This is a genomic window from Desulfobotulus sp., assembly GCF_034006065.1.
Taxonomy (GTDB): Bacteria; Desulfobacterota; Desulfobacteria; order Desulfobacterales; family ASO4-4; genus Desulfobotulus.
Window position 1 is genome coordinate 21,669 of sequence record NZ_JAVETM010000013.1, and the last position, 23,129, is coordinate 44,797.

General features: G+C 56.5%; 18 protein-coding genes. 14 read left to right on the forward strand and 4 right to left on the reverse strand.

From position 1 onward, the window contains the following. Nucleotides 1-148: 148 nt before the first annotated feature. Nucleotides 149-1,117: a radical SAM protein gene (locus tag RBR60_RS06900; protein WP_320355157.1), complete on the reverse strand. Its 969-nt coding sequence runs from the start codon at nucleotides 1,115-1,117 to the stop codon at nucleotides 149-151. A gap of 125 nt (nucleotides 1,118-1,242) precedes the next feature. Between RBR60_RS06900 and RBR60_RS06905 the strand changes: the two genes are divergently transcribed. The 12 genes from RBR60_RS06905 (at nucleotide 1,243) to RBR60_RS06960 (ending at nucleotide 18,596) form a co-directional block, all read left to right on the forward strand. Then, nucleotides 1,243-3,951, forward strand: coding sequence for a CBS domain-containing protein (locus RBR60_RS06905; RefSeq protein ID WP_320355158.1), 2,709 nt, complete (start codon nucleotides 1,243-1,245; stop codon nucleotides 3,949-3,951). Further along, entirely contained in the window at nucleotides 3,948-4,961 is a 1,014-nt protein-coding gene (locus RBR60_RS06910; RefSeq protein WP_320355159.1) for a tryptophan--tRNA ligase, read from the forward strand. Before RBR60_RS06905 ends, RBR60_RS06910 begins: the two co-directional genes overlap by 4 nt. Nucleotides 4,962-4,985: 24 nt before the next feature. Beyond that, on the forward strand, nucleotides 4,986-5,981 hold the full coding sequence (locus RBR60_RS06915) for a serine/threonine protein kinase (RefSeq protein WP_320355160.1): 996 nt from the start codon (nucleotides 4,986-4,988) through the stop codon (nucleotides 5,979-5,981). A gap of 207 nt (nucleotides 5,982-6,188) precedes the next feature. Beyond that, nucleotides 6,189-6,944: a PilZ domain-containing protein gene (locus RBR60_RS06920; protein ID WP_320355161.1), complete on the forward strand. Its 756-nt coding sequence runs from the start codon at nucleotides 6,189-6,191 to the stop codon at nucleotides 6,942-6,944. A gap of 137 nt (nucleotides 6,945-7,081) precedes the next feature. Beyond that, nucleotides 7,082-9,109 (forward strand): diguanylate cyclase, encoded by a 2,028-nt coding sequence (locus RBR60_RS06925; RefSeq protein WP_320355162.1) that lies wholly within the window; start codon nucleotides 7,082-7,084, stop codon nucleotides 9,107-9,109. Nucleotides 9,110-9,196: 87 nt separating this feature from the next. After that, a complete protein-coding gene (locus RBR60_RS06930; protein ID WP_320355163.1) occupies nucleotides 9,197-10,267 on the forward strand; it encodes a hypothetical protein in 1,071 nt (356 codons plus the stop codon). A 177-nt stretch (nucleotides 10,268-10,444) separates the two neighbouring features. Further along, on the forward strand, nucleotides 10,445-12,532 hold the full coding sequence (locus tag RBR60_RS06935) for a methyl-accepting chemotaxis protein (RefSeq protein WP_320355164.1): 2,088 nt from the start codon (nucleotides 10,445-10,447) through the stop codon (nucleotides 12,530-12,532). An 18-nt stretch (nucleotides 12,533-12,550) separates the two neighbouring features. Next, the gene (locus RBR60_RS06940) at nucleotides 12,551-13,450 is read left to right on the forward strand and encodes an EAL domain-containing protein (RefSeq protein WP_320355165.1); all 900 of its coding nucleotides are present in this window, start codon (nucleotides 12,551-12,553) and stop codon (nucleotides 13,448-13,450) included. Beyond that, a complete protein-coding gene (locus RBR60_RS06945; protein WP_320355166.1) occupies nucleotides 13,383-13,910 on the forward strand; it encodes a hypothetical protein in 528 nt (175 codons plus the stop codon). Before RBR60_RS06940 ends, RBR60_RS06945 begins: the two co-directional genes overlap by 68 nt. Next, on the forward strand, nucleotides 13,907-16,729 hold the full coding sequence (locus RBR60_RS06950) for a response regulator (RefSeq protein WP_320355167.1): 2,823 nt from the start codon (nucleotides 13,907-13,909) through the stop codon (nucleotides 16,727-16,729). The genes RBR60_RS06945 and RBR60_RS06950 overlap by 4 nt, the downstream gene beginning before the upstream one ends. 248 nt (nucleotides 16,730-16,977) lie before the next feature. Continuing rightward, nucleotides 16,978-17,967: a magnesium transporter gene (locus tag RBR60_RS06955; protein ID WP_320355168.1), complete on the forward strand. Its 990-nt coding sequence runs from the start codon at nucleotides 16,978-16,980 to the stop codon at nucleotides 17,965-17,967. Between the two features lie 110 nt (nucleotides 17,968-18,077). Then, nucleotides 18,078-18,596, forward strand: a complete 519-nt coding sequence (locus RBR60_RS06960) for a hypothetical protein (protein WP_320355169.1) — start codon at nucleotides 18,078-18,080, stop codon at nucleotides 18,594-18,596. A 22-nt stretch (nucleotides 18,597-18,618) separates the two neighbouring features. On the opposite strand, the gene RBR60_RS06965 is transcribed toward RBR60_RS06960, so the two are convergent. From RBR60_RS06965 to cmoA, 3 genes are read right to left on the reverse strand one after another with little or no spacing between them, the layout of a single operon-like run. Beyond that, nucleotides 18,619-19,725, reverse strand: coding sequence for a glycosyltransferase family 10 domain-containing protein (locus RBR60_RS06965; RefSeq protein ID WP_320355170.1), 1,107 nt, complete (start codon nucleotides 19,723-19,725; stop codon nucleotides 18,619-18,621). Nucleotides 19,726-19,767: 42 nt separating this feature from the next. After that, entirely contained in the window at nucleotides 19,768-20,739 is a 972-nt protein-coding gene (cmoB, locus tag RBR60_RS06970) for a tRNA 5-methoxyuridine(34)/uridine 5-oxyacetic acid(34) synthase CmoB (protein ID WP_320355171.1), read from the reverse strand. Next, the gene (gene cmoA, locus RBR60_RS06975) at nucleotides 20,727-21,473 is read right to left on the reverse strand and encodes a carboxy-S-adenosyl-L-methionine synthase CmoA (RefSeq protein WP_320355172.1); all 747 of its coding nucleotides are present in this window, start codon (nucleotides 21,471-21,473) and stop codon (nucleotides 20,727-20,729) included. The genes cmoB and cmoA overlap by 13 nt, the downstream gene beginning before the upstream one ends. 185 nt (nucleotides 21,474-21,658) lie before the next feature. Here cmoA and RBR60_RS06980 point away from each other — a divergent pair, with 185 nt between their 5' ends. Both RBR60_RS06980 and RBR60_RS06985 read left to right on the forward strand, forming a co-directional pair. Continuing rightward, nucleotides 21,659-22,450, forward strand: coding sequence for a UPF0280 family protein (locus RBR60_RS06980; RefSeq protein WP_320355173.1), 792 nt, complete (start codon nucleotides 21,659-21,661; stop codon nucleotides 22,448-22,450). A gap of 195 nt (nucleotides 22,451-22,645) precedes the next feature. After that, nucleotides 22,646-23,035, forward strand: coding sequence for a LapA family protein (locus tag RBR60_RS06985; protein ID WP_320355174.1), 390 nt, complete (start codon nucleotides 22,646-22,648; stop codon nucleotides 23,033-23,035). Nucleotides 23,036-23,129: the final 94 nt, after the last annotated feature.

Sequence of the window (23,129 nt, forward strand, 5' to 3'; positions counted from 1 at the left end):
CGACGCAGGCCTGCTTGAAAGCCGACTCTTTTAAAGAAAATCCCGCCAAGGCAGGCTCCGGGGCCCACATCCGTAAAGGCCTTATCCGAGCATCCTGACAAAAAAAGGCCAGATCTGACAAAAAAGGCTTATCTCCCAGACCTGTCCTTCATCCGGACCGGGATGTTTCCGGGCAGGTATAAAAATCCCCCCGGTCCATCCGCTGCACCCCAAGGCGTCCTGCAAAACACATACCCTTCAGTACCCGCTCCGCCTGATCCCTGTCCACCCCCTGGGTGCGCACCACATCCTCCACGGTTACGGGTCTGCGCAGCACCAAAGCTTCAATCTTTTTTTCCAGGGTTCCATCGTCCGGCGGCCCAAGACTGCCCCGCCCCCGGACCCCTCCCACGGCCTCCGCTGCGGCAATGCGGTCTCTGAAACGCTGCATCAGGGCATCCATGGCAGGCTGCACCCAGCTTTCCGCACCCGGCCGATCCAGAGTATTCAGCTGCACACGATCCGGCCGTATCTTTGCCACAGCCTCCGCAATGGCCTCAATTTCCCTGTCTTTGTCATTGACGCCGGGCACCACAAAAATTTCCACCCAGAGTTCTCCTGTGAAAATCTCCCGGAAGGCCACCAGGCCCTCCAGCATACGATCCGGAAAAAGTCCGGGATAGGGGCGATTCAGGGCGTCAAAAACCTCCTGGCTGGCTGCATCATAATTGGCAATCACCCGATCTGCATGCCTTAAATCCTCTCTCACCTCTTCCTGCCAGAAAAGCGTGCCATTGGTCAGCACGGTCACCCCATAGCCAGGCCAGCGACGATGAATGGTGTCGATGAGATAGCCGATATCCGAATGCAGGGTGGGCTCTCCGGAGCCTGAGAAGGTCACACTGTCCAGAAGAGGCCCTGAATCCAGGACCCTGGCAAGTTCCGCAATCACCGCATCCGTGGGTACCCAGGCTTTCCGGACCAGGGTTCTGCGGGTGGTGCGCCCGGATTCACAGTAAATACAGTCCAGGGTACAGGTTTTGGCGGGCAGAAGGTCCACGCCCAGGGAAAGTCCCAGGCGACGGGAGGCCACAGGGCCAAAAACATATTGAAAGTCTTTTGCTTCTCGATTATGCATGTCCAGTCCATGAAGGTTCAGAGGGTAAATTTACCTAACACAGTTTCCGCATGGGGACAATCATCCCCACCAGGTTCATCAGAATTTTTTATTGTCCTACACAAGGGAAAACACCGGAGGCCTCCTTGCACCATCCATTCACACCACACCCCGGGGCTCCTGTCCACACCCTCATCACCACCCATCAGAATGCAGATTTAGACGGCATCGCCTCCATGCTGGCGGCCAAAAAGCTCTATCCCGAAGGCCGCATCGTGCTACCGGGCAGCGATTCTCCCCAGCTCCGTCATTTTTTCGTCCAGTCCCTTCTCTATCTCTTTGATCTCATCCCCTTCCGGGAAATCCAACCAGAAACCGTCCGCTGCATGGTCATTGTGGACACCCGCCAGGCGGAAAGGATCGGCGAGCTGGCTCCCCTGGCCCTGAAAAAGGATGTGGAGCTCCACATTTACGATCACCACCCGGAAACATCCACAGACCTTGAGGCCCATCACCTGGTTGCGGGCGAACGGGGTGCCACCGTCACCCTCATGGTGCCCCTTCTCCAGACCCGGAATATCCGCCTCACACCGGAAGAGGCCACTCTCCTGGCCATGGGCATCTTTGAAGACACAAGCCACCTCACCAGTACCAACACCACAGCCGAAGATCTTGAGGCCCTGGCCTGGCTTGTCCGCCAGGGTGCCCATCTGCCCACCGTGGGCGATGTGCTTGCACGGGAACTGGATCCGGGTCAACTGCGCCTGCTCAATGAAATGCTCGACAGTGCATCGGAACTTTCCGTCCATGGCACCCCCGTTGTCCTGACCCGCATCTCCCAGGAGGAATATGCCCCGGATCTGGCCTTTCTTGTGCATCGATTCATGCGCATGGAAAAGGTTTCCGTTCTTTTTCTGCTGGCCCGCATGGATGGCAAGGTTCACCTCATCGGCCGCAGCCGACTCCCGTACATGGATATCGGTGCCGTCATGCGCCATTTTGACGGCGGGGGACACAGCGCGGCCGGCGCGGCCACCATCCGCAACCAGACCCTGGCCCAGGTGGAAAATCAGCTGCATACCCTTCTCCATGAAATCATGCCTCACCGCTTCCGGGCCCGCGAAATCATGAGTACCCCTCCCCACGTCATCGGGCCCCAGGCCAGCTTCCGCATGGCCAGTCAGACCATGACCCGGTACAATGTCAATGCCCTTCTTGTAACGGAAAAGGGGGATATCTCAAGCCCCCTTCTCGGTCTCATCACACGCCAGATTGTGGAACAGGGCCTGTCCCACGCCATGGATACGGCCCTGGTGCAGGACTACCTGATCAGCGACTTTGAGGTGGTGGATCCCGACGCCGCCCTGAGCCGCATTCAAGACGCCATTGTGGGAGGCAAGCAGCGGATCCTGCCCGTTGTGGACACAAGCGGCATCCTCGGTGTCATCACCCGAACGGATCTCCTCCAACTCATGGTGCGGGAGCAGGAGGACGGCCTTCCAGGCCGGGACGAGAGCCCCGCAGATCGTCTGCCCAAAACCCGGAACATCCTCAGCCTCATGCGGGAAAGGCTGCCCCGGAACATCCTGGATCTGCTTGCCGCCATCGGTCGCAGCGGTGATGCCGCAGGATGCAGAACCTTTGTGGTGGGCGGTTTTGTTCGTGACCTCCTTTTGTACCGAAAAAACGAGGATATCGATATTGTGGTGGAAGGAGATGGCATTCTCTTTGCCGAAACCTTTGCCGCAGCCCAGAAGGCAAGGGTTCATGCCTATTCCAAATTCGGCACCGCCGTCATCACTCTTGAAAATGATTTTAAAATCGATGTGGCCACAGCCCGTACCGAATACTACCCCTCCCCTGCGGCCCTGCCGGAAGTGGAAAGGAGCAGCCTCAAAGCCGATCTCTACCGCAGAGATTTCACCATCAACACCCTGGCCATTGCCCTGAACCCCGCAAGCTTTGGCACCCTCATTGACCACTTTGCCGGTCAGAAGGACATCAAGGACAAAACCCTTCGCATCATTCATAATTTAAGTTTTGTGGAAGATCCCACCCGTATTTTCCGGGCCGTGCGCTTTGAGTCCCGCTTTGGTTTTTCCATCGGCAAGCTCACCGTGCGGCTCATTGAAAACGCCGTACGCATGGGGGTTTTCAAGCGCCTTTCCGGTCCAAGGGCCATGGCCGAGATCATCACCATTCTCGAAGAAAACGATCCCGTCCCTTCCATCAAAAGGCTCGAAGCCTTCCGCCTCCTTTCCGCCCTGCACCCTTCTTTGGCCCTCACAGGGACCACCCTGGATCTGCTCATGGAAACCCGCAGGGTCATGGACGGATATGAGCTTCTTGCCGAGGACCTCACCTGCCACCGCTGGCTGGTTTATTTTCTTGCCCTTCTTTCTCCCTGCAGTCCTGGGGAGGCCACAGCCATCTGCCGCATTCTCCGCCTTGCCAAATGGCAGGAGGATATCTGCGTGCAGGAAAGAAAAAACGCCGATATCTGCCTTCTGCGGCTCAAACGCGACCTGCCCCTCGATAACAGCATCCTTTACAGCAGACTCCATGTTTTCAAAACCGAAGTTTTGTTATACATGATGGCCGCCACAGGCAAAAACAAGGTAAGAAAGGCCATTGCCCATTACCTTGCCAAACTGCGGTCCGTCACCCCGCTCGTTCAGGGCCGGGATTTAAAGGCCATGGGCGTGCCGCCCGGTCCCCGCTACCGGAAAATCCTCATGCAGGTACTGGACGCAAAGCTCAACGGCATTCTCAGAAACCGGGAAGAAGAAATGGCCTTTGTGGCCCGTATTCTCAAAGATACTCCGGAAAACGGAGACAGGGAGCTGAAAGCATGACCCAAAAACACAGGGTGCTCACCGGAATCACCACCACAGGTACGCCCCACCTCGGTAATTTTGTGGGCGCCATTGGTCCCGCCATTGAAGCAAGCAAGAATCCCGATGCGCAAGCCTTTTATTTTCTTGCGGACTATCATGCCCTCATCAAGTGCCAGGATCCCAAGCGGGTGGCCGCATCCCGCATTGAAGTGGCCGCCACCTGGCTGGCCCTGGGGCTGGATACGAATAACGCCACCTTTTACCGCCAATCGGACATCCCTGAAATTCCGGAACTTACCTGGATTCTTACCTGTGTCACAGCCAAGGGCCTTCTCAACCGCGCCCACGCATACAAAGCCGCTGTGCAGATCAATGAGGAAGAAAAGGAAAAGGATCCGGACAAGGGGATCACCATGGGACTTTTCAGCTATCCCGTACTCATGGCTGCGGACATCCTCATGTTTAACGCCAGCAAGGTACCCGTGGGTCGGGATCAGGTCCAGCACATCGAAATGGCCCGCGACATCGGAGGCCGCTTCAATCATATCTTCGGCCCCACCTTTGTCCTGCCCGAGGCTGTGGTGGATGAAAAAACCGCTGTACTCAGCGGCATTGACGGCCGCAAGATGTCCAAAAGCTATGACAACACCATTCCGCTTTTTCTGCCGGAAAAACAGCTCAGAAAAATCATCATGAAAATCAAAACCAACTCCCAGGAACCCTCCGAACCCAAAGATCCGGATTCCTGCACCCTTTTTGAGATTTACAGCGCCTTTGCCACAAAAGAGGAAATCCAGTCCCTGCGCGCCCGCTATGCCCAGGGCATCGGCTGGGGAGAAATGAAAATTCTTCTCTTTGAATATCTCAACGCCATCCTGAAGGATCCCCGGGAGCGCTACGCCGAGTTCATGGCGGATCCCGCCAGGATTGAAAAGATTCTCCTTGAAGGTGCCCAAAAGGCCAGGAGCGTTGCGGCTCCCTTTCTCGCCGAAATCCGTAAAAAAACAGGGCTGCTGCCCTTTGCCTGAAAGGTTGATATGGAAACCCCAAGGATGCCGTGGACTTTTAGCGAACTGACACCCGAACGCATCCTGCTGGCCGTGGAAAAGGCCACAGGCCTGCGCATGACAGGCCTTGTGGCCCCTCTGCCCAGCTACATCAACCGGGTCTACGAGTTGCAGGATACAAGTGGCCTGCGTCACATCGTTAAATTCTACAGACCGGGAAGGTGGGCAAAAAACGCCCTTCTGGATGAACACCGCTTTCTTCTGGATTGCCAGGAAGCCGAACTCCCCGTGGTTGCACCCCAAAATTTTGCCGACGGTCCTACATTGGCCGAGGCGGGTGGGATTTTCTTCGCGCTTTTTCCCAAAAAAGCCGGTCGGGAGCTGGACATCACAGGCGATGGCGACTGGGAAATGCTGGGCAGGCTCATTGCCAGGCTGCACAATGTGGCGGCTTCGGGCCGGGCCGCCCACCGCCTGCATCTGCATCCGGAAAAAACCCTGCATCAGGATGCCCGAAGCCTTATGGCCGACTGCATTCCGCCCCGGCTGCGCCAGGAGTTTGAAGATCTGCTGGCAAGGCTGAAGGAAACCGCCCTTCCCCTTTTTGAGAAACAACCCGTCATCCGGCTCCACGGGGACCTGCATCGTAAAAACATTCTGCACAGGCCAGGAGAGGGGCTTTTGCTCATTGATTTTGACGATATGATGACAGGTCCTCCCATCCAGGATCTCTGGCTGCTTTTACCGGATCGACCGGAAAAATGCCCAAGGGAAATGGGATTGCTCCTGGAAGGCTATGAAAGCTTCCGTCCCCTTCCCCCCAGAAGCCGGGATCTTGTGGAGCCCTTAAGGGCCATGCGACAGATCTACTTTCTCGCCTGGTGCCACAGGCAGCAGAAAGACGCCCGCTTCGCAGCCACCTTTCCCGACTGGGGCAGCGAGGGTTTCTGGCGGCAGGAAATCCGGGACCTTCAGGATCAGGTCCGCCGCCTGACTCCCCGCGCAGCCCAGCCGGGTTTTCATTTCATCGCCGACCTCTGACATCCGGCTCTCCGGGCCTCCGGCCGCAACGGGAACGCTTTGCACGAAAGCATTGCCTTCGGGAATCTTTGTGTTACACTGACAGACAATTCTTCAGACACCGCCTTGGGCATGAAATCCCCAGGCCTAAAGGGCGCAGCAGACCGGATAACGGGCATTCACGAGGAACAACCCCAAGACAGCCATTTTCACTCCGCAGGATTTTTTATGACGGATATCCCTCAGAAAATATTTCACCCCGGAGCCGGAATTGACATTGTGTTCAACCTCAACTCCCTGGCTCCCCTGGTGCGTTCCTCCATGATCTATGACGCCACCCCCGCAACCAGGGAGCTGATTGTCGCACAGACCACGCCCAGAATCCTTCCCCACACCCCCTTTGAGGAGCTGCACATCACCACCCTGGTGACCGGAGAAAAAAGGGAAAAGAAACGCTATGGTCTCCGGTGCAGCATCCAGGGTTTCCAGAAAAACTATCCCCTTTCCGGAAACCATTTTGCCGAAGTCGTTCTTTTCCGCCACGAAGGCCCCATCACAGAGGTGAACATCCGTTCCGCCTTTCGCATGTCGCCCAACAAGAAGTTTTCCATTTTTGCCAAAATCCTCTGGGAGACCAAGGAATACATCTATGGCAAGGATTTTTCCATCCTCGATATTTCCATAACCGGCGTGGGCCTTCTGGTTCCCCAGCGCATCGAATCCCAGCGCAACCCCCTGCTCGACATGGAAGCAGGGGCGACCCTCACCCTGGGCATGGCCCTCAAATATCCCCAGGGTGAAACCAGCGCCATGGAAAAAATGGCCTGCGCAGCCAAGGTGGTGCGCATCAACCCCAGCTTCAATGAAAAAACCGCCCTCATCGGACTCCACTTCATCAAAATGAAACCAGAGAGCGAAGATATCCTCAGCCGTTTCATTCATCTGGCCCAGCTGGAAGAAATCCGCCAGATGAACCGCTACTGAGCCCTTTCCCCCATCCAACCGGCCCCCTCCTTCAGCATTCCCCGCCTGCTTCCCCCAGCCTCTTTCTGGAACGTTTGTTGCTTTCCTGATTCCCGGAAGGACTATCGCATCCCCCATTTTCCAGGAGGAGGATTCCCATGTTCCCCTTTCCCAAGGCCACAGGAAAAATCCTCACCGCCATAGCGGCCTTCAGTCTCATTGCCTTTACCATCGGCGGCATGGCCCTTTTCAACCTCTTTCATATCCGCAGCCATGCGGAAAAACTCACTCACCTCAGTCTGCCCCAATGGGCCGTTGCCCACGAAATTCAGCATGAAGTTGCACAGATCGGCTACTTCATGCTGGCCTATGGACTCCTCATGGAGCCCCAGTGGTGGGAAAAAGCCCGCCTTTCCATGGAAAGCTGCGCAACCACCCTCCAAAAAGGTCTGAGGCTTGCCAGAAAAAACAATCTGCCCGAATTCCAAAACCAGCTTCTTGAGATGGAAAAAACCCTGGCCGACTACCACCAGGCACTCATGCAAGCCCGCAAAGCCGCAGAAAGCACCCTTGAAAACCGCAGCATCGTTGAAAGGGCTTCCCTGGTTTTCATCCAGAACATCCAGGCCTATATCGAAATGCAACATGGCGACATGGACCTGCAGATCCGTTCGGTTTTTGCCAGAACCCCTCTCATGCGGGGAGAACTCAATCTCGCCACAGAAGAAGAGCTGAGGATCAGGCAGGAGCGCCTGCAGGCCAGCACCCAGATTCTGAATACGGGCAGGAGTATCTATGAAATTCTGCTCAAGGCGGATGTGCAAAGAAAAGTCGTAAGGATCCAGGATCTTGCTGTAAAAATCGAAGAAGCGCGCAGAGACCTTCACACGCTCCTTGCAGTTACACGTCAGGAACCCAACCGTCAGCAGCTGCAAGCCGCTCTGACGGCCCTCGAAGATAACGCCAGGGCTGTCGCTTCCCTTGCCATGGCAAGGCAAGCCGCGGAAAAAGCCCACCTCGGCCACACCCGGGCTTATGAGAACCTTTTACACCTTGCAAAGAACATTTCTAGCCATGCCCACGACAGCGCCCTTTATGGTGGCAACCGCACCCAGGCCATTGCGGAAAATTTTGTAAAACTCCTCATTCCCCTGGCCCTTGCAGGCATCTGGATTCTCATCGTCCTGCACGCACGGATTTCCAGCCTGGAACGTCAGAGCCTGGAAATGACCCAGCTCAGCCGCCTGGCCCAGAGTCTCAGGCAGGCAAAGGATGTATCCGAAGCCACCGCCTGCACCCTTGAGGCCTGCAAAAGGCTTTTCAGCAAAGATGCCGGCATACTGGCCCTCATGGATCCCGGCCCCACTCTTCGCCTCATCCAGACCTGGGGAAACCATCCTCCGGATGTACCGCCTCCGGGAACCGAGGAAGAAGGGAGTTCAGCCTCGTCCAGGGATTTTTATATTCCCATATGCCCTCCGGAAGGTCAGGAAGCCCTGCTTGGCATCCGTCTTCATCCCTCCTCCCTGTTCATGGGGCAAAGGGATGCCGTACGCAAGGCCCTGGCCCGCAATGTCGCCGACCATTTCAGTGCAGGGCTCAATACCCTCCATCTCATGCACAGGCTGCGTCAGGAATCCATCACCGACGCACTGACAGGCCTTTATAACCGAAGGTACATGGAAGAAACGCTGCGAAGGGAATTTTCCAGATGTCAACGCAAAGGTATCTGTCTTTCTCTGCTCCTTCTGGATGCGGATCACTTCAAAAAAGTCAATGACAACCATGGGCATGAGGCAGGAGATGGGGTTCTCATCCACCTGGCCGCACTCCTCAAAAAGGATATCCGGGCCGAGGATGTGGCCTGCCGCTTCGGCGGTGAGGAATTTCTTCTGCTCATGCCAGGCCTATGTCCCAAAGCCGCCATGGCAAAGGCAGAGCTTCTCCGCCTTGCTGTGCTCAATACCCCCACCCGCCTTGGGGATAACCGGGTCATCCCCCTCACCGTTTCCATCGGCCTTGCGGTGTATCCTGAAGATGCCCTTACGCCGGAAGCCCTGATCCGTGCTGCGGACCAGGGGCTGTATGCGGCAAAATCCTCAGGCCGGAATCGGGTCTCCCGGGTTTTGCCCCGGACGTCCACGGGAAACGGGGATTTGCCCCATCCCGGAGGGGAAAAAATCTGAAGGCGGCATCAGGGGCCATGGAACATTTCTTGCTAATTCTCCGTATCAGGGGCTTGGCATGAAATTTCACACCAGGGGAGGCCGCCGATGGCAAACCATCCGAAAATCCATAAAAGCCTTATGGCGGGATCTGTCTTTCTTGCCGTTATCGTCCTCATCATGGGCGTGGGCAGCTTCCTCAACATCAGAAAAATCCGCATCCATGCGGATCTTCTCGTGACCCAGAACCTCCCCCAATGGGCCCTTGCCAATACCATTTACAAACATACCGGAGAAATCGGTTACTTCATGGCCACCTATGAACAGAACCTCGATCCCGCAACCTGGGAAAGGGCCAGGTCCGCTTCTGATATCTGCATGCAGCATATCCGGGCAGCCCAAACCCTGGCCCAGACCGAGTCCATGGACGCACTGGCAAGGCGTCTCAAACGGATGGAAGACACCCTCCTCCTTTACCAGCAGGTCATGGCCAGATCCCGCATTGCAGGGGAAAACATCACGGAAAACCACAAAACCGTCAAAAGGTCGGCCCATCTTTTCATCGAGAATATCAGCGCCTATAACCAGATGCAGCAGGAAGAAATGGAAAGGCAGATTTCAGCCGCCTTCGGAGGCGAATCCATGATCCGGTTCGGACTGAACCTTGCCTCGGAAAGCGAGCTCAAAATCCGCCATGCGCGCATTCAGGCGGGCAGCCAGATACTGGCGCAGGGAAACGGCCTCTATGCGGGCCTCTGGGAAGCGGAAACCCAGCGCAATGAGGCCCGCCTGGAAGCCCTGCTTCCGGACATGAAAAACCTGCATGACAAAATGGCAACCCTTCTTGGGGTGACGCGCCAACCCCAGAACCTGAGGCAGTTACGGAGTGCACTCACCGCACTGGAGGCCAATGAGGCGGCCGTTGAACACCTGGTGCGCACCCGGCAGATTGCAGAAAATGCTTCAAAGGCCCAGAAAGCCGCTTACCAGGAACTCCTCTCCCTTGCTGCGGATCTTTCCACGGAAGCCCACAACCATGCCATGCATGGGGGCAGCGCAACCCGCCGCATTGTCGCACATTCCGCAAAGGTTCCCCTGCAGCTGGGCGCCATCGGAGCCTTTGTGGTCTTTTTTCTTCTTTTTCTCTACGGCTGGGGCGTACAGCGCAAACGTCCCTGAGCCCAAAATTTTCACCACATGCCAGCCTGACATTCTGTAAAAAGAACGGACACCCCCAAGCGCCTTTCCCATCCTCCAGGGCCAGCGCCCAGGCCTGAGAATTCATGGCAGGCTTATTGCTATCTGCCTCTTCGGGGGGAAAGCAACCAAGCGGCACAAACCTGGAGGATAAGACCTATGCTGAAAAAAATGACACTGCGTACCCGGCTGCTCGCGGGGTTTGGCATCCTCACCGCCATCGTCCTCATGATGGGGGGCGGAGCCATTTTCAACCTCAACCACATCCGGGGCAAAGCCCTTGACCTGGTAAGTCAGAGCCTGCCCCAGTGGACCCTGGCCAATACCCTTTACCAGGCCATTGCGGAAACGGGATACTTCATGGCCGCCTATGGTCAGAACCTGGAGCCGCTTTTCTGGGAAAGGGCCATGGAAGCCACAGAGCGCTGCATGGAAAGCCTCCGCCAGGGTAAACACATGGCCCTGGAGGCGGGCATGCCCGAACTGAGCGCACAGCTCAACCGCATGGAAGGAACTCTCACCCATTACCGCAGCCTCCTTCCCGAATCCAAAAATGCAGGCCTGCTGATTCTCGAAAATCACAGACGCGTCCAGGCCTCCTCCACCCTTTTCATGGAAAGCATCCGTGCTTACAACGACATGCAGAAAGCCGCCATGACCCGCCAGCTCCGCGCGGCCTTCCAAGGCAATGCCATGGTGAATGCAGGCCTCAACCTTGCCTCTGAGGAAGAACTGCAGATACGCCACGAGCGCATCCAGGCGGGTGCCCGCATTCTTTCCGATGGCAGGGCCATCTACCAGTCTTTATGGGAAGCGGAAACCGCACGGAACGCCGACGCTCTCCGTCAGCTGACCGGAGAAATCGAAAAACTCCGGCAAAGCACGGCCGCCCTCCTGGATGTCACGCGCCAGCCCCAGAATCTTGCGCAACTGCAAAACGCCATGGAGGCCATGGAAGCCAATGTTCATGCCGTCCAGGCCCTTGTTCTGGCAAGACAGAAGGCCCAGGAGACCAGTCGTACCCAGGATCTTGCCTACCAGGAACTTCTGCATCGCGCCACAGAGCTTGCTTCCCGGGCCAATGACGAAGCCATTGGCGGCGGAAAAAGAACAGGCGACATTGTGGAAAGGGCCACCCAGACCCTGATCAAACTGGCCGCAGGCGGCGTTATTCTGGCCGTCCTTCTCATCTTTTTCATCACAAGGGCCATCACAGCTCCCATCCGTGCCACCTCCCTTCTGCTTCAGAACATTGCCGAGGGAGAAGGCGATCTCACCCGCAGGCTTTCCGTTCACACCCAGGATGAGGTGGGGGAAATGGCCGGATGGTTCAACCGCTTTGCCGAGAATATCCGACAGATCATCGCCCAGATTGCCCTGAAAGCCGAAACCCTCAATGGGGCGGCCAAGGGACTTACGGGCCTTTCCGTATCCATGGATGGGGAAACCCGCAAGACCCACAGCCTTTCCCAGAACGCTGAAAAAGCCATTACGCGAACCAGCATGGACATGCAGGCCGTGGCCGCAGCCATGACCCAGGCCTCAGGCAATCTTGATGTGGTGGCCGCAGCCAGTGAGGAAATGACCGCCAGCATCTCTGAGATCTCCCAGAATGCCTCCAGGGCCAGAGCCATCGCGGAAAACGCAGCGCAGAGAGGCGCTTCTGCCTCCCAGCGCATGGCCAGCCTCGGTCTTTCCGCCCGTAGCATCGACAAAGTGACCGAAGCCATTGAAGCCATTTCCGCCCAGATCAACCTTCTTGCGCTGAACGCCACCATTGAGGCGGCCAGAGCAGGGGAAGCCGGTCGCGGCTTTGCCGTAGTGGCCAACGAAATCAAGGAGTTGGCCCGTCAGACCGGGGAATCGACCCAGGAAATCAAGGCCCGCATTGAGGATATTCAGAAAAGCAGCCGGGATTCAGAACAGGAAATCATCGGCATCACAGAGGTCATCAACTCCATTGAGGATATTGTGAGCAGCATTGCCGCCGCTGTGGAGGAACAATCCCTTTCCATGCGGGAGGTGGCCTCCAACATCGGAGAAGCCGCATGCGGCATCGGGGAAGTCCGAGGTCGTGTGGTGTCAGCCGCCCAGGAGGTGGATGGGGTAAGCCGGAATATGGGTGAGGTGGATCAGGCGGTCAGCCGCATGGAGTCCACCAGCAGCAAGGTTCGCAAAGAGGCGGAAAGCCTTGCCCTTCTTGCTGTGGAAATCCAATCCATGGTCAGGCGCTTCAGGACCGCATAGGATGCCAAGGAGCCCAGGATGAACACCATTGTACAACTGGATAACCCGGATTTTTCCCCTGAACCCATGGAGATTGCCGACATTGCGCACCACCTTTTTCAGTGTGAGGGCCGCTGGTGCGCCCGCTTTGAAGGCTTTCGGCTTTCTTCCGTCTTTCAACCCATTTTCAGCCCAGCCCACCAGCAGTGCGTGGGGCTGGAGGCCCTGGTCCGGGTGCAGGATACCCAGGGGAATTTTCTGGCCCCCCCTCTGCTCTTTTCCGGAAAAAGCAGAGCGCGCATCGTGCTGGCAGATCGCATCTGTCGCCTGCTCCATGGAAAAAACTTTCTGACTCTAAAGGAAAAAGAGCTCTGGCTTTCCTTAAACCTTGCCCATGAGGTGGCCATTTACGGCCGAAGCTACGGGATCTTTTTCCAGAAAGTCATCACAGAAATGGGCCTTGACCCCAACCGCGTGGTCCTTGAAATCATGGAGCATCCTGTGGAAGATCCTGCGCTCCTGGAAAATGCCGTCCTCTTTTACCGTCAAATCGGCTGCGGCATCGCCATTGATGATTTTGGCACAGGACAATCCCATTTCGACCGGGTCTGGCGCCTTTCCCCCCACATTGTCAAGCTCGACCGGAATCTCATCCGCAATGCCGCAGAAAGCCCACGCATCCGCCATGTTTTCTGCGGCATGGTTTCCCTTCTTCAGGAAAGCGGATCCCTGGTTCTTGTGGAAGGCATTGAAACCGAGGAGGAAGCGGTCATTGCCCTGGAAGCCCAAGCCGACCTGGTTCAGGGGTATTACTTCGGCCGTCCGGCCCCCCCAGCCTTCCCTGGTTTTCGGCGCATGGAGCCGACTTTACATGCACCATCACCAAAACCTCCTGTCCAGGGAAAAACACACCCTCGAAAAATACCGCCTTCTGGGTGAAGCCTTCCGGAAAACGAGCCAAAACATCGCAAAGGGTCTCCCCCTTCCGGAAGCCGCCCATCCCCTCATGGTTCATCCGGATGTGCTGCGCTGCTTCTGCCTCACCTCAGAAGGCCACCTTCTGGGTTCTCCTGTTTTTCCCACGCCCACGCCCAAGGTGACGGATCCCTATTTTCTTCCCTTTACGCCCGGTAAAAGCAGAAACAACATCCATAAGCCCTTTCTCAAAAACGCCCTGCACCATCCCGGAGTCATCTGCCGCACCCGCCCTTACCGCTCCTTTCTTCAGGATGGCCTCTGTGTTACCCTTTCCCAGGAAATCCTTTCGCCCCGATCCGGATACAGCCTTGTGTTCTGCTGCGATATCAAGGAGCCCTGGCTCCATGCCTGTCACACCCAAGAGACGCCCACATCCCCGGACTTTCCCGGATCCCATGGAAAAAGGAGTCCCCAACCATGACCCAGGCCCCGTCCGCCACACCCTACGCCCTCTGGGCCGCAGGGAAAAAAACCACCTTCACCTTCATGGCAATGATCGCCATTGTTTTTGTTGTGGGCATCACAGGGTATGTGGCCGTGACGACCCTCCAGAATGAACTGGAAAACCTTGGCAACAACCGCATCCCCGACCTCCGCGCCCTGGCCGCCCTGAACCAACAGCGTATGACCATCCGGGGCGATACCTTTGCCATTGCCCTTCTCCAGCATCAGAACGCAGACCCGGAAGCCTACATCCGGCTCCGGGAGCACCAGCAGGAGGCCTGGCGGCACATTGACGCGGCCTGGAATTCCCTCCGCGCCATCCCCAGGCAATCGGAAAAGGGTCGGGCCCTGATGGAAGAAGCGGGTGAGCGATACAGCACCTGGCGACGGATTCATGCGGAAATGGATCAAACCCTCAAAGAACTGACTGAAACCCAGAATCCCCTGCAAAAAGAACTTCTCCATGGGCAGTACGAAAGCCTCATCCGTAAGGCCCTTCCCCTTTCCAACGCCATGGCCCTTACCTTTAACGCCCTGACGGACAACAACATCGCCAACACCTCCGCCATGACACGGCAAAACCTTAAGATTGCAGATCTCCTTCGCAAAGGCGCTCTCCTTTCCCTCTTTCTGGGAACCACACTGGCCAGCCTCCTCTTCTTCCTCAACCAGAAAGCCCGACAGGAGGCCGCACGGAAACGGTGGCAGGAACACCTTACCCTGGAAAGGAGACGGGCCAATCTCCAGGCCATCTTTGACACCATGCCCGTTGGTATGCTTCTCATCAACGACAAAGGAGAGGTCGTACGGATAAATCCCGTGATTTCCACCATGCTTGGAAAAAATCCCTCCTCTCTCCTGCCCGGAGAAATAGGCCCCATCCTCCGGTGCATGCAGGCCCTCACCCATGAAAACCTCTGCGGGTACACGGATACAGAACCCTGCTCCCAATGCCGCATCCGGGCCGTACTGGAATGCGTACTCGAGACACGAAAAGAAATCCGGGATGTGGAAACCATGCAGACCCTCCTCATTGACCAGAGGGCTCAGGCCTTCTTTTTTCAGATCCGTGCAGTTCCCCTTTTTCTGGATGAGAAAAATCACGTACTTCTTACCCTTTTGGACATCACGGAACGAAAAGCCATTGAGGCGGAGCTGCGCAGCACCAATGCCATGCTGGAAAAAGCCATCAATCACACCAACCTTCTCGCCCAAAAGGCCCAGGATGCCAATGTGGCCAAAAGCGCCTTTCTTGCCCATATGAGCCATGAAATCAGAACACCCATGAATGGCATCATCGGCCTTGCCGATCTTTGCCTCAAAAACGATCTTGCCCCCGTGCAGCGGGATTATCTGGAAAAAATCCACAGCTCTGCCCTCTCCCTTCTGGGAATCCTCAATGACATTCTTGACTTTTCAAAGATCGAAGCGGGCGAACTCAGCCTTGAGAGCATTCCCTTTCATCTGGATGAGGTGTTGGAAAAGGTACGCACCCTTTTTTCCGAGGCCGCCAGACAAAAAGGCATTGAACTTCTCTTCTGGCGCGAGGTGGATACCCCCTCCCACCTTATGGGCGACCCCTTACGCCTGGGACAGGTACTCACCAATCTCACTCACAACGCCATCAAATTCACCCCTTCCGGTGAAGTACTCATCCGCATCGAATGCCTCTGGCAAAACCCCCATACGGCAGCCCTCTTCTTTGTGGTAAAGGATACGGGCATCGGCATGACGCCGGAACAGACCGCAGGGATTTTCAACGCCTTTTCCCAGGCTGACAGCAGCACCAGCCGTCATTTCGGCGGAACCGGGCTGGGGCTCAGCATCACCCGCCAGCTTGTACACCTCATGGGCGGCAGTATCCGGGTGGAAAGCCGCCCCGGAGAAGGCAGCACCTTCATGGTATCCTGCGAATTTACCCGCCAGAAAAGCGCAAGGGGAAGCGACCCCCTGCCGCCCCGCTATCTGCAGGGACTTCAGATTCTTGTGGCGGACGACAATCCAACGGCCCTGGAGATCTTCCGCCACTATCTGGAAGCCCTCACCTTCAGCGTCACCACCGTCACCTCCGGCCAGGCCGCGCTCAAGGCCTTTGAAAAACAGGATCCGGTTTTCGATCTCATCATCCTTGATTACAGGATGCCGGGATTGAACGGTCTTGAAACCGCGAAAAAAATCCTCGCCATCCCTTCCCACTCACCCGCTCCCAGGCTTCTCCTCTCTTCCGCCTTTGCAGGACAGGAAGTTCTCAGAGAAAGCCTTGCCGAAGGGATCAGCGCTTTCATCATCAAGCCTGTAACCCCTTCCTACCTTCTTGATATGATAATGGAAGGCCTTGGAAGCATGGACAGGCAGCCCTTCCTTTCCCGACGCAGATCCGGCATGAATCCCGGCGACCTTGCCTATCTTCAGGGCGCAAACATTCTTCTTGCGGAAGACAATGAGGTAAACCAGCTGGTGGCAAGCGAACTCCTGCAGCAGGCTGGGGCCCGGATCGATCTGGCCCAGAATGGACAACAGGCCCTGGACATCCTTTCAAGCCATCCACCGGATCACTACCTCTGTATCCTCATGGACGTGCAGATGCCTGTGCTGGACGGTTATGAAGCCACACGGATCATCCGCAGGGATCCGCGCTTTGCAAAGCTTCCCATCCTTGCGCTCACGGCCAACGCCATGCTCGACGATAAGGAAATGGCCAGGGCTGCAGGCATGAATGACCACATCGTCAAACCCATCAACCCAAAGGATCTCTTTTTACGCCTCAGGCAATGGCTTTCACCGGAAAAGCCCTGAACTTTCCCCCAGGATTCCCATGAAGGCCCAGATCCTGAAAAAAGGTCTCCCATGCCCCAAGGCTCCCCGTGCCTTTAAAAAAAACTGAGGGCTGGCTGCCACCAGCCCCCCCTTAAGCGTCCTTTCCCTTCTTCCCTTCCCCGCCTTGCCTTTACCCCGCTTTTATGCTCTATTCCCATCGGACCACGCCTTTTCCCGGCTTCCTCCACCTCCATAGCCCAGAATCATTCCAGGAAAGGACGCTGTCAATGCCCAGAAAATCGGCCCATCATCGCCTCCATCAGCCCATCTGCGACATCGCAAGGAAGAAAGTGGTCACCCTTCAGCAGGACATGACCATACAAGAAGCCCTGGACGATATCCGCTCCCGTGGGCTTGAGGACAAAATCGCCTATTTCTATGTTGTGGACCCCCAGGCCCGACTCACCGGTGTGCTGCCCACCCGAAAACTTCTCACCACGGCCCTGAATCAGAAGATCTCGGACGTCATGATCCATCATGTGGTCAGCCTTCACAAGGGAGCCTCCATTCTGGACGCCCATGACCTCCTCTCCCGGCATAAGCTCCTGGCTCTGCCCGTGGTGGATGGACACAAACGCATCCTCGGTGTGGTGGATGTGGGGATGCTTACGGACGAGGAAATCGCCATTGCAGACAGAGAACACATGGATGCCGTCTTTGAGTCCATAGGCTTCCGCGCTTCCCAGGTACGGGATGCTTCGGCCTTCAGGGCTTTTCGTTTCCGCTTTCCCTGGCTCCTTGCCACCATTGCCAGCGGCACGGCCTGCGCCCTTCTGGTGGGGGTTTTTGAGCTGACCCTGGCCAAAAGTCTGGTGCTCGCCTTTTTCCTCACCCTGGTCCTGGGGCTCGGGGAAAGCGTCAGCATTCAATCCATGACCGTTACCCTCCAGGCCCTGCGATCCGCCCAGCCCACCCTCCGCTGGTACCTCGCAGCTCTGCGTAAGGAAATCTGCACAGCCTTTCTCCTGGGAATGGGCTGCGGTTCTGTGGTGGCCCTCATCGTCTGGCTCTGGCAGGGGCTTTTCGGGGTAGCTCTGATCATTGGCGGCAGCATTGCACTGGCCCTCTGCGCCGCCTCCTTTTTCGGGCTCAGCATTCCCTCCCTGCTCCATGCGCTGAAGCTCGACCCCAAGATCGCAGCCGGCCCCGTCACCCTGGCCATGGCGGATATCTGCACCGTATTGATCTACTTCAGCCTGGCCACGGCCCTGCTCTGAAAACCCAACCGGAATTTTCCGCTTCCACCTGATCAGGCCTCACAAAAATGGGGGAAGCAAGGGATACAAGTCCCATATCCCCCAACCCCAGATCCTGCCAGGATGATCCTATGAAAATGACACACACACTGGAGATTGCCCACACCTGGCAAGGCTTCCCCCTTGCCGACGAAGAACGGACAGAGGTCCGCATGGCGCTGACGGATACGGAGCTCAGACTCTGGCTTGAAGCCCCCTATCATGGCGACCCTGCGCCTGCCCAGCCAGCGGGCAGCACGGAAAGACTCTGGGAGTATGAGGTGGTGGAAATTTTTCTCGTGGGAGCGGACGGGCGTTACATCGAAATTGAAATGGGGCCCCAGGGACACTATCTGGTGCTTTTCTTCAAGGATGTGCGCTGCCTGGAAAAAGCCCACATCCCCCTGGCATTCCAGGCAAAAATTTCAGGCCCTGCATGGCAGGGCAGCGCCCGGCTGGCCAGGGAGCATCTGCCCCTCCCCCTTACCCGGGTTAATGCCTTCGCCATCCATGGACAAGGAGAAAAACGACGGTACCTCTGCGCCCATCCCACAGGGGGCGGGGTTCCGGATTTCCATCAACCCGCCCTTTTTCCCCCTCTCCCGTGCTGAAAACCGCCAAAGCCCTTTTCTCTCACTCCGGCGCAGGTGTGCGGCGCATCCAGTGTCGGCCCTTGATTTCCACCTTTTCCAGCAGGGTCCGGACACCCGCCAGGGGTTTTCGGATCCGCAGGGTGGGGCGGTTCATGATGTACTGCTGGGAGGCGGTCCCGGATCTTTCCCCCACACAAGGAGCGCCTTCGGGATGGTTTCGGATATAGCGTTCAATGACAGCAAAAAAATTATGCTCTTCCAGCACCCTGCGTCTGGCTTCAAGGATGTAGGGCAGACGGTCTTCGTACTCCCGGTTGGCGATGGTGCTTTGGATGATGTCCCGCGTTTTTTCAAAATCATTGAAATCAATGGGGATAAAACTTTCCTTTGGAAAGTAGTCCGCCGCATTGGGACAGCCATGGTAAAAAGGAAGGGTATAACCTAAAAAGGCATCGGGCAGCTTTTCTGTCATGTGATGGGGATAGACATGGTTTTCAATGGTGATATGGTAGCGGTAAGGATCGAGAGCCTCAGCCTTGTCTGACATGGGCCGCACGCCATGGCCAAAAACGTCCATATCCGGAATCGCTTCCTGAAGTCTCTGGGTAAAGGCCACCCTGCGGGTGTGCAGGGTCAGGTTTCCCTTGCGGTTGGAGCACACCGTTGCAAGATCCTTCGTTTTAACAATGGGAGGCGTTGCCTCAAGATCCTCATAGTTCAAGACCTTGCCTCCCTCATAGGGAATACCATAAAACCAGACCAGACCCGGCTGGGTGAATACGGCATTGGGATGGCGGATCACCCAGGGCTCCTGGCTGGTAATGATCGTACCGAACTGGCGCAGGTAATCGGTTCCGTAAACCGTGATGGTGGAAGGCTCCGTGGTCACCAGAATGGTCCTCTCTCTGGGACAGGCCAGAGGCTCAAGGCTCAGTTTTCCCTGGGCCCGATAAAGGTCATGGTACACCACCAGCCAGTCGTAGGTTCTCAGGTTCCAGTCCAGGGAAAAACGACAGCTTCCCAGACGTCCATCCCGCCGGGGCAGCTGACGGGTGAAACGCATGGCAAAATGCTCAGGGGACATGCGACCCATGAGTTTAACGGTAAAAGGTGAAGCTTCAGCCCTCGGATCTTCCATTTTTTCCATCTGAGAAAAATTCCTTCTTGAATAGGCAGGTTGCAGCCCCCCTCATAGCGCCCGTGCCAGCAGTACAGCCCGCAGGGGCGCGGGTTCTCCTTCCACGGTTCTGGATCTGTCCAGGGGGTCCAGAAAATCTTCCAGGGATTCATCAAAGGCCCAGGCCGTACGGCGCTGTTCTTCCGTTGTGGTAAAGGCGGTATCCATGCAGCGCACATCCCCAAAGCCCGCATGCCCCAGCCAGCGGGCAAGGCAGGACACCGTGGGCAGGAAAAAGACATTGCGCATTTTGGCGTAGCGGCCCAAAGGGGTGAGGCTTACGGGCGCATCCCCTTCAATGATAAGGGTTTCCAGCACAAGTTCCCCCCCGGTTTTCATGTATCGCCGCACATCCTGCAGAAAAGTGACAGGCGATTTCCGGTGGTAAAGCACGCCCATGCAAAAAATCACATCAAAAAAACCCTTCATTTCAGGCAGATCCTCAAAGCCTGCGGGCAGCATGAAAAGATCAGGATGGGACACATAACGCTGGATCAGCTGAAACTGGTAATAATAGGGTAAAAAGGGCTCCACGCCCAGGGCCAGACCTGGCCTGTGGGCCGCCATGCGGAAAAGATAGTAGCCGTTGCTCGCGCCGATGTCCAGCACCCGCCTGCCTTCAAGGGCAGGCATAAACGGAAGAAGACGCCGCCATTTCATAAAAGAGCGCCACTCCGTGTCCACTTCCGTGCCAAAAATCGAAAAAGGCCCTTTGCGCCAGGGAATCAGGGCCTGCAATACCCTCAAAAAGCCCATTCTCTGCCCTTCTTCAAGATCCTCAGCCCGGCCCACACGCACCCAGTCCGAATCCAGGTCCACCTCAGACGGTCTGACTTCGGGCAGGCATTCAAAGGCTTCCCGGAGTATCCGCGCCTGTCCCTCCCTTTCCCCGAGTTTCGACTCCAGACTGACCACCAGATTCAGAAGCTCTGCCCCATAGGACCCAAGTCCCACCCTTTGGGCTTCCAGCATCAGACGTCGCATGGGGAACCTTCCTTCAGCGCAAGAAAACTTGTGAAGTGAAACCACTTCAGATAAATTTCAACCTTCCTGAAACCCGCCCCGCCAAGGCGTTTCTGATGATCTTCCAGGGTTTCAGGTACCAGCACATTTTCCAAAGCTTCTCGCTTCCGGCTGATCTCCAGGGCCGAATATCCGTTGTGTGCCTTGAAATCATAATAGATATCCTGCTGTATGGATGTCAGAAAGGGATCTTTATGCACGACCTTTTCCGTAAGAAGAAAAATACCACCCGGCACCAGCGCCCCATACACCCTCTGGATCAGGGCATCCCTCAGATGCAGGGGTAAGAACTGCAAGGTCAGGTTCATTACCACAACCGAAGCCCCTTCCATGGGAAAATCATTGATATCCTCACAGCAAAGCCGGATCCGCTCCCTTCCCCTGCGCACGGAAAGCCGTTTTTCATAGATTTCCAGCATGGGTGGTGAGTTGTCCACGCCCACCATGGAAAAGTCCATGCCCCCTGCGGCTTCCAGAAAGGCAATCCCGAAATTGCCATGGGAACAGCCCAGGTCATAAATGCGGGTTCCGGGCTGATAAAAACGCCTGGCCAGGGTTTTCTGCTGGGCCAGAATCTCCTGGTAAAGGGGCACGGAGCGGTGCAGCATGTCATCAAAAACCGCAGCCACACTGGCATTAAAGGAAAAGGGCGCAAGGCCAGCATCTTCGGATGCAAAAATTCTGTCCACAGGCATAGCGGTCCTCCTGTTCGGGTTAGAACAAGGCAAAGCAGCCTTTTATGACGGAAGCCCGCCTGCTTTGTCAATGCCGCATGCCGCAGCCTTCCCATCCCAGTTCCCACAAGAAAAATCTCCCAGGCCCACCTTGCTCCGCTTTCGCCTTTACCGTATAATTTGTTCTTTTCTACCCAGGAGCCCCCATGCACGATCCCTTTGCCAGCCGCAACCATTACCGCCGCCTCATGGGCCGTAAAGATCTTGTCTCCTTTCGCATTACGGAAAAAGAAAGCGACCTCCATATTCAGGCAGATACCGACCTTTCCCTTCCCGCCAGAAAAGAGTTGCTCCGACTGCGCGGGGAAATCCGCGCCTATATCGGGACCCACCCGGGTTTTTTTGAAACCTTTGATCCCTGGCCCGAGGATCCCCTGGCCCCTCCGGTCATCCGCAGCATGATCCGGGCCGGACGCTTTGCGGGTGTTGGCCCCATGGCCGCGGTTGCCGGAGCCATCGCCGAAGCCCTGGGACGAAAGCTGCTCCGCCGCTCTCCGGAAGTGCTCGTGGAAAACGGCGGCGATCTTTTTGTCTGCTCAGGCCATCCCCTGACCCTGGGGCTTTATGCCGGAGACAGTCCCTTTTCCGGAAAAATCGCCTTCCGTATCCCCGCTTCCGAATCCGGCATGGGCATCTGCACCTCCTCGGGTACCCTTGGGCACTCCTTCAGCTTTGGACGGGCGGATGCGGCTGTGGTGATCGGCCCGGACACCGCCATGGCCGACGCCCTGGCAACGGCCATGGGCAATGGCATCCATAAAGCCGAAGACATGGACACCCTCATTGAAAAAGCCCGGAATATCCCCGAGATTTCCGCCATGATCCTCGTCAAGGGAAAACGCCTTGCCCTCTGCGGTGATGTTGAAATTCTGCCCCTTGCCCCCTCCAAGCCCCCCAGCACACCAGCGGGGGGGGAGCGCCCCACAAAAAGAGGTTGAATTTCACCTGTAAAACACGTATCAAAACACATTCAGGGTGCGCTGGCATCGGCCTTATCTCTCCCTGTGGCGCGGCCTTTCCGGTCTACCATGGCCCAAGACAATCCCGTCATGCCCGGCATACGCATCCCATTGACCACTTCCCGGCTTCGAAAAAATTTCTACTGCTTTTCTCACCATGGGAGAAGGAAATTCATGAAACGTATCAAACTCACCCTCACCCTCCTTACCCTTGGGTTGATCGCGCTGCTTTTCTACCAGAATCAGGCCTACTTTCTTCAGCCCCATGTCCTTTCCCTGAATTTTTATTTTTTTCAGTATGATTTTCCAGAAACCCCCACGGGCATCTACTGGGTCTTGTGTTTTTCCGCAGGCTTCCTTCTTATGTTTTTTTCCAGCATCGCCCTCCGGCTCCGCGCCGCAGCCCGTATCCGCATGCTCCACAACGAAAATCTCGAACACCTGGAAACCATCGAAGCCCTGCAGAACGAACTGGAAAGCATGGCCTCCCCTGAATCGGATCCCGAAGACTCCGAGGATCACCGGGCTGCGTCCGGTGGACAGAGACGGGAACATACGGCCTGAAAGGTTTTTACGGATCGGATTCCAGGACAGCTTCGGCCCGGCGCCTTCCCGCCGGGCCGAAGCTGTCTTTCCCCCCTTCACCTCACTCCTTATC

Coding starts and splice junctions, on each gene's coding strand:
- RBR60_RS06900 (WP_320355157.1), bottom strand. CDS start 1,117: ATGCATAATCGAGAAGCAAAAGACTTTCAATATGTTTTTGGCCCTGTG.
- RBR60_RS06910 (WP_320355159.1), top strand. CDS start 3,948: ATGACCCAAAAACACAGGGTGCTCACCGGAATCACCACCACAGGTACG.
- RBR60_RS06915 (WP_320355160.1), top strand. CDS start 4,986: ATGCCGTGGACTTTTAGCGAACTGACACCCGAACGCATCCTGCTGGCC.
- RBR60_RS06920 (WP_320355161.1), top strand. CDS start 6,189: ATGACGGATATCCCTCAGAAAATATTTCACCCCGGAGCCGGAATTGAC.
- RBR60_RS06925 (WP_320355162.1), top strand. CDS start 7,082: ATGTTCCCCTTTCCCAAGGCCACAGGAAAAATCCTCACCGCCATAGCG.
- RBR60_RS06930 (WP_320355163.1), top strand. CDS start 9,197: ATGGCAAACCATCCGAAAATCCATAAAAGCCTTATGGCGGGATCTGTC.
- RBR60_RS06935 (WP_320355164.1), top strand. CDS start 10,445: ATGCTGAAAAAAATGACACTGCGTACCCGGCTGCTCGCGGGGTTTGGC.
- RBR60_RS06940 (WP_320355165.1), top strand. CDS start 12,551: ATGAACACCATTGTACAACTGGATAACCCGGATTTTTCCCCTGAACCC.
- RBR60_RS06945 (WP_320355166.1), top strand. CDS start 13,383: ATGCACCATCACCAAAACCTCCTGTCCAGGGAAAAACACACCCTCGAA.
- RBR60_RS06950 (WP_320355167.1), top strand. CDS start 13,907: ATGACCCAGGCCCCGTCCGCCACACCCTACGCCCTCTGGGCCGCAGGG.
- RBR60_RS06955 (WP_320355168.1), top strand. CDS start 16,978: ATGCCCAGAAAATCGGCCCATCATCGCCTCCATCAGCCCATCTGCGAC.
- RBR60_RS06960 (WP_320355169.1), top strand. CDS start 18,078: ATGAAAATGACACACACACTGGAGATTGCCCACACCTGGCAAGGCTTC.
- RBR60_RS06965 (WP_320355170.1), bottom strand. CDS start 19,725: ATGGAAAAAATGGAAGATCCGAGGGCTGAAGCTTCACCTTTTACCGTT.
- cmoB (WP_320355171.1), bottom strand. CDS start 20,739: ATGCGACGTCTGATGCTGGAAGCCCAAAGGGTGGGACTTGGGTCCTAT.
- cmoA (WP_320355172.1), bottom strand. CDS start 21,473: ATGCCTGTGGACAGAATTTTTGCATCCGAAGATGCTGGCCTTGCGCCC.
- RBR60_RS06980 (WP_320355173.1), top strand. CDS start 21,659: ATGCACGATCCCTTTGCCAGCCGCAACCATTACCGCCGCCTCATGGGC.
- RBR60_RS06985 (WP_320355174.1), top strand. CDS start 22,646: ATGAAACGTATCAAACTCACCCTCACCCTCCTTACCCTTGGGTTGATC.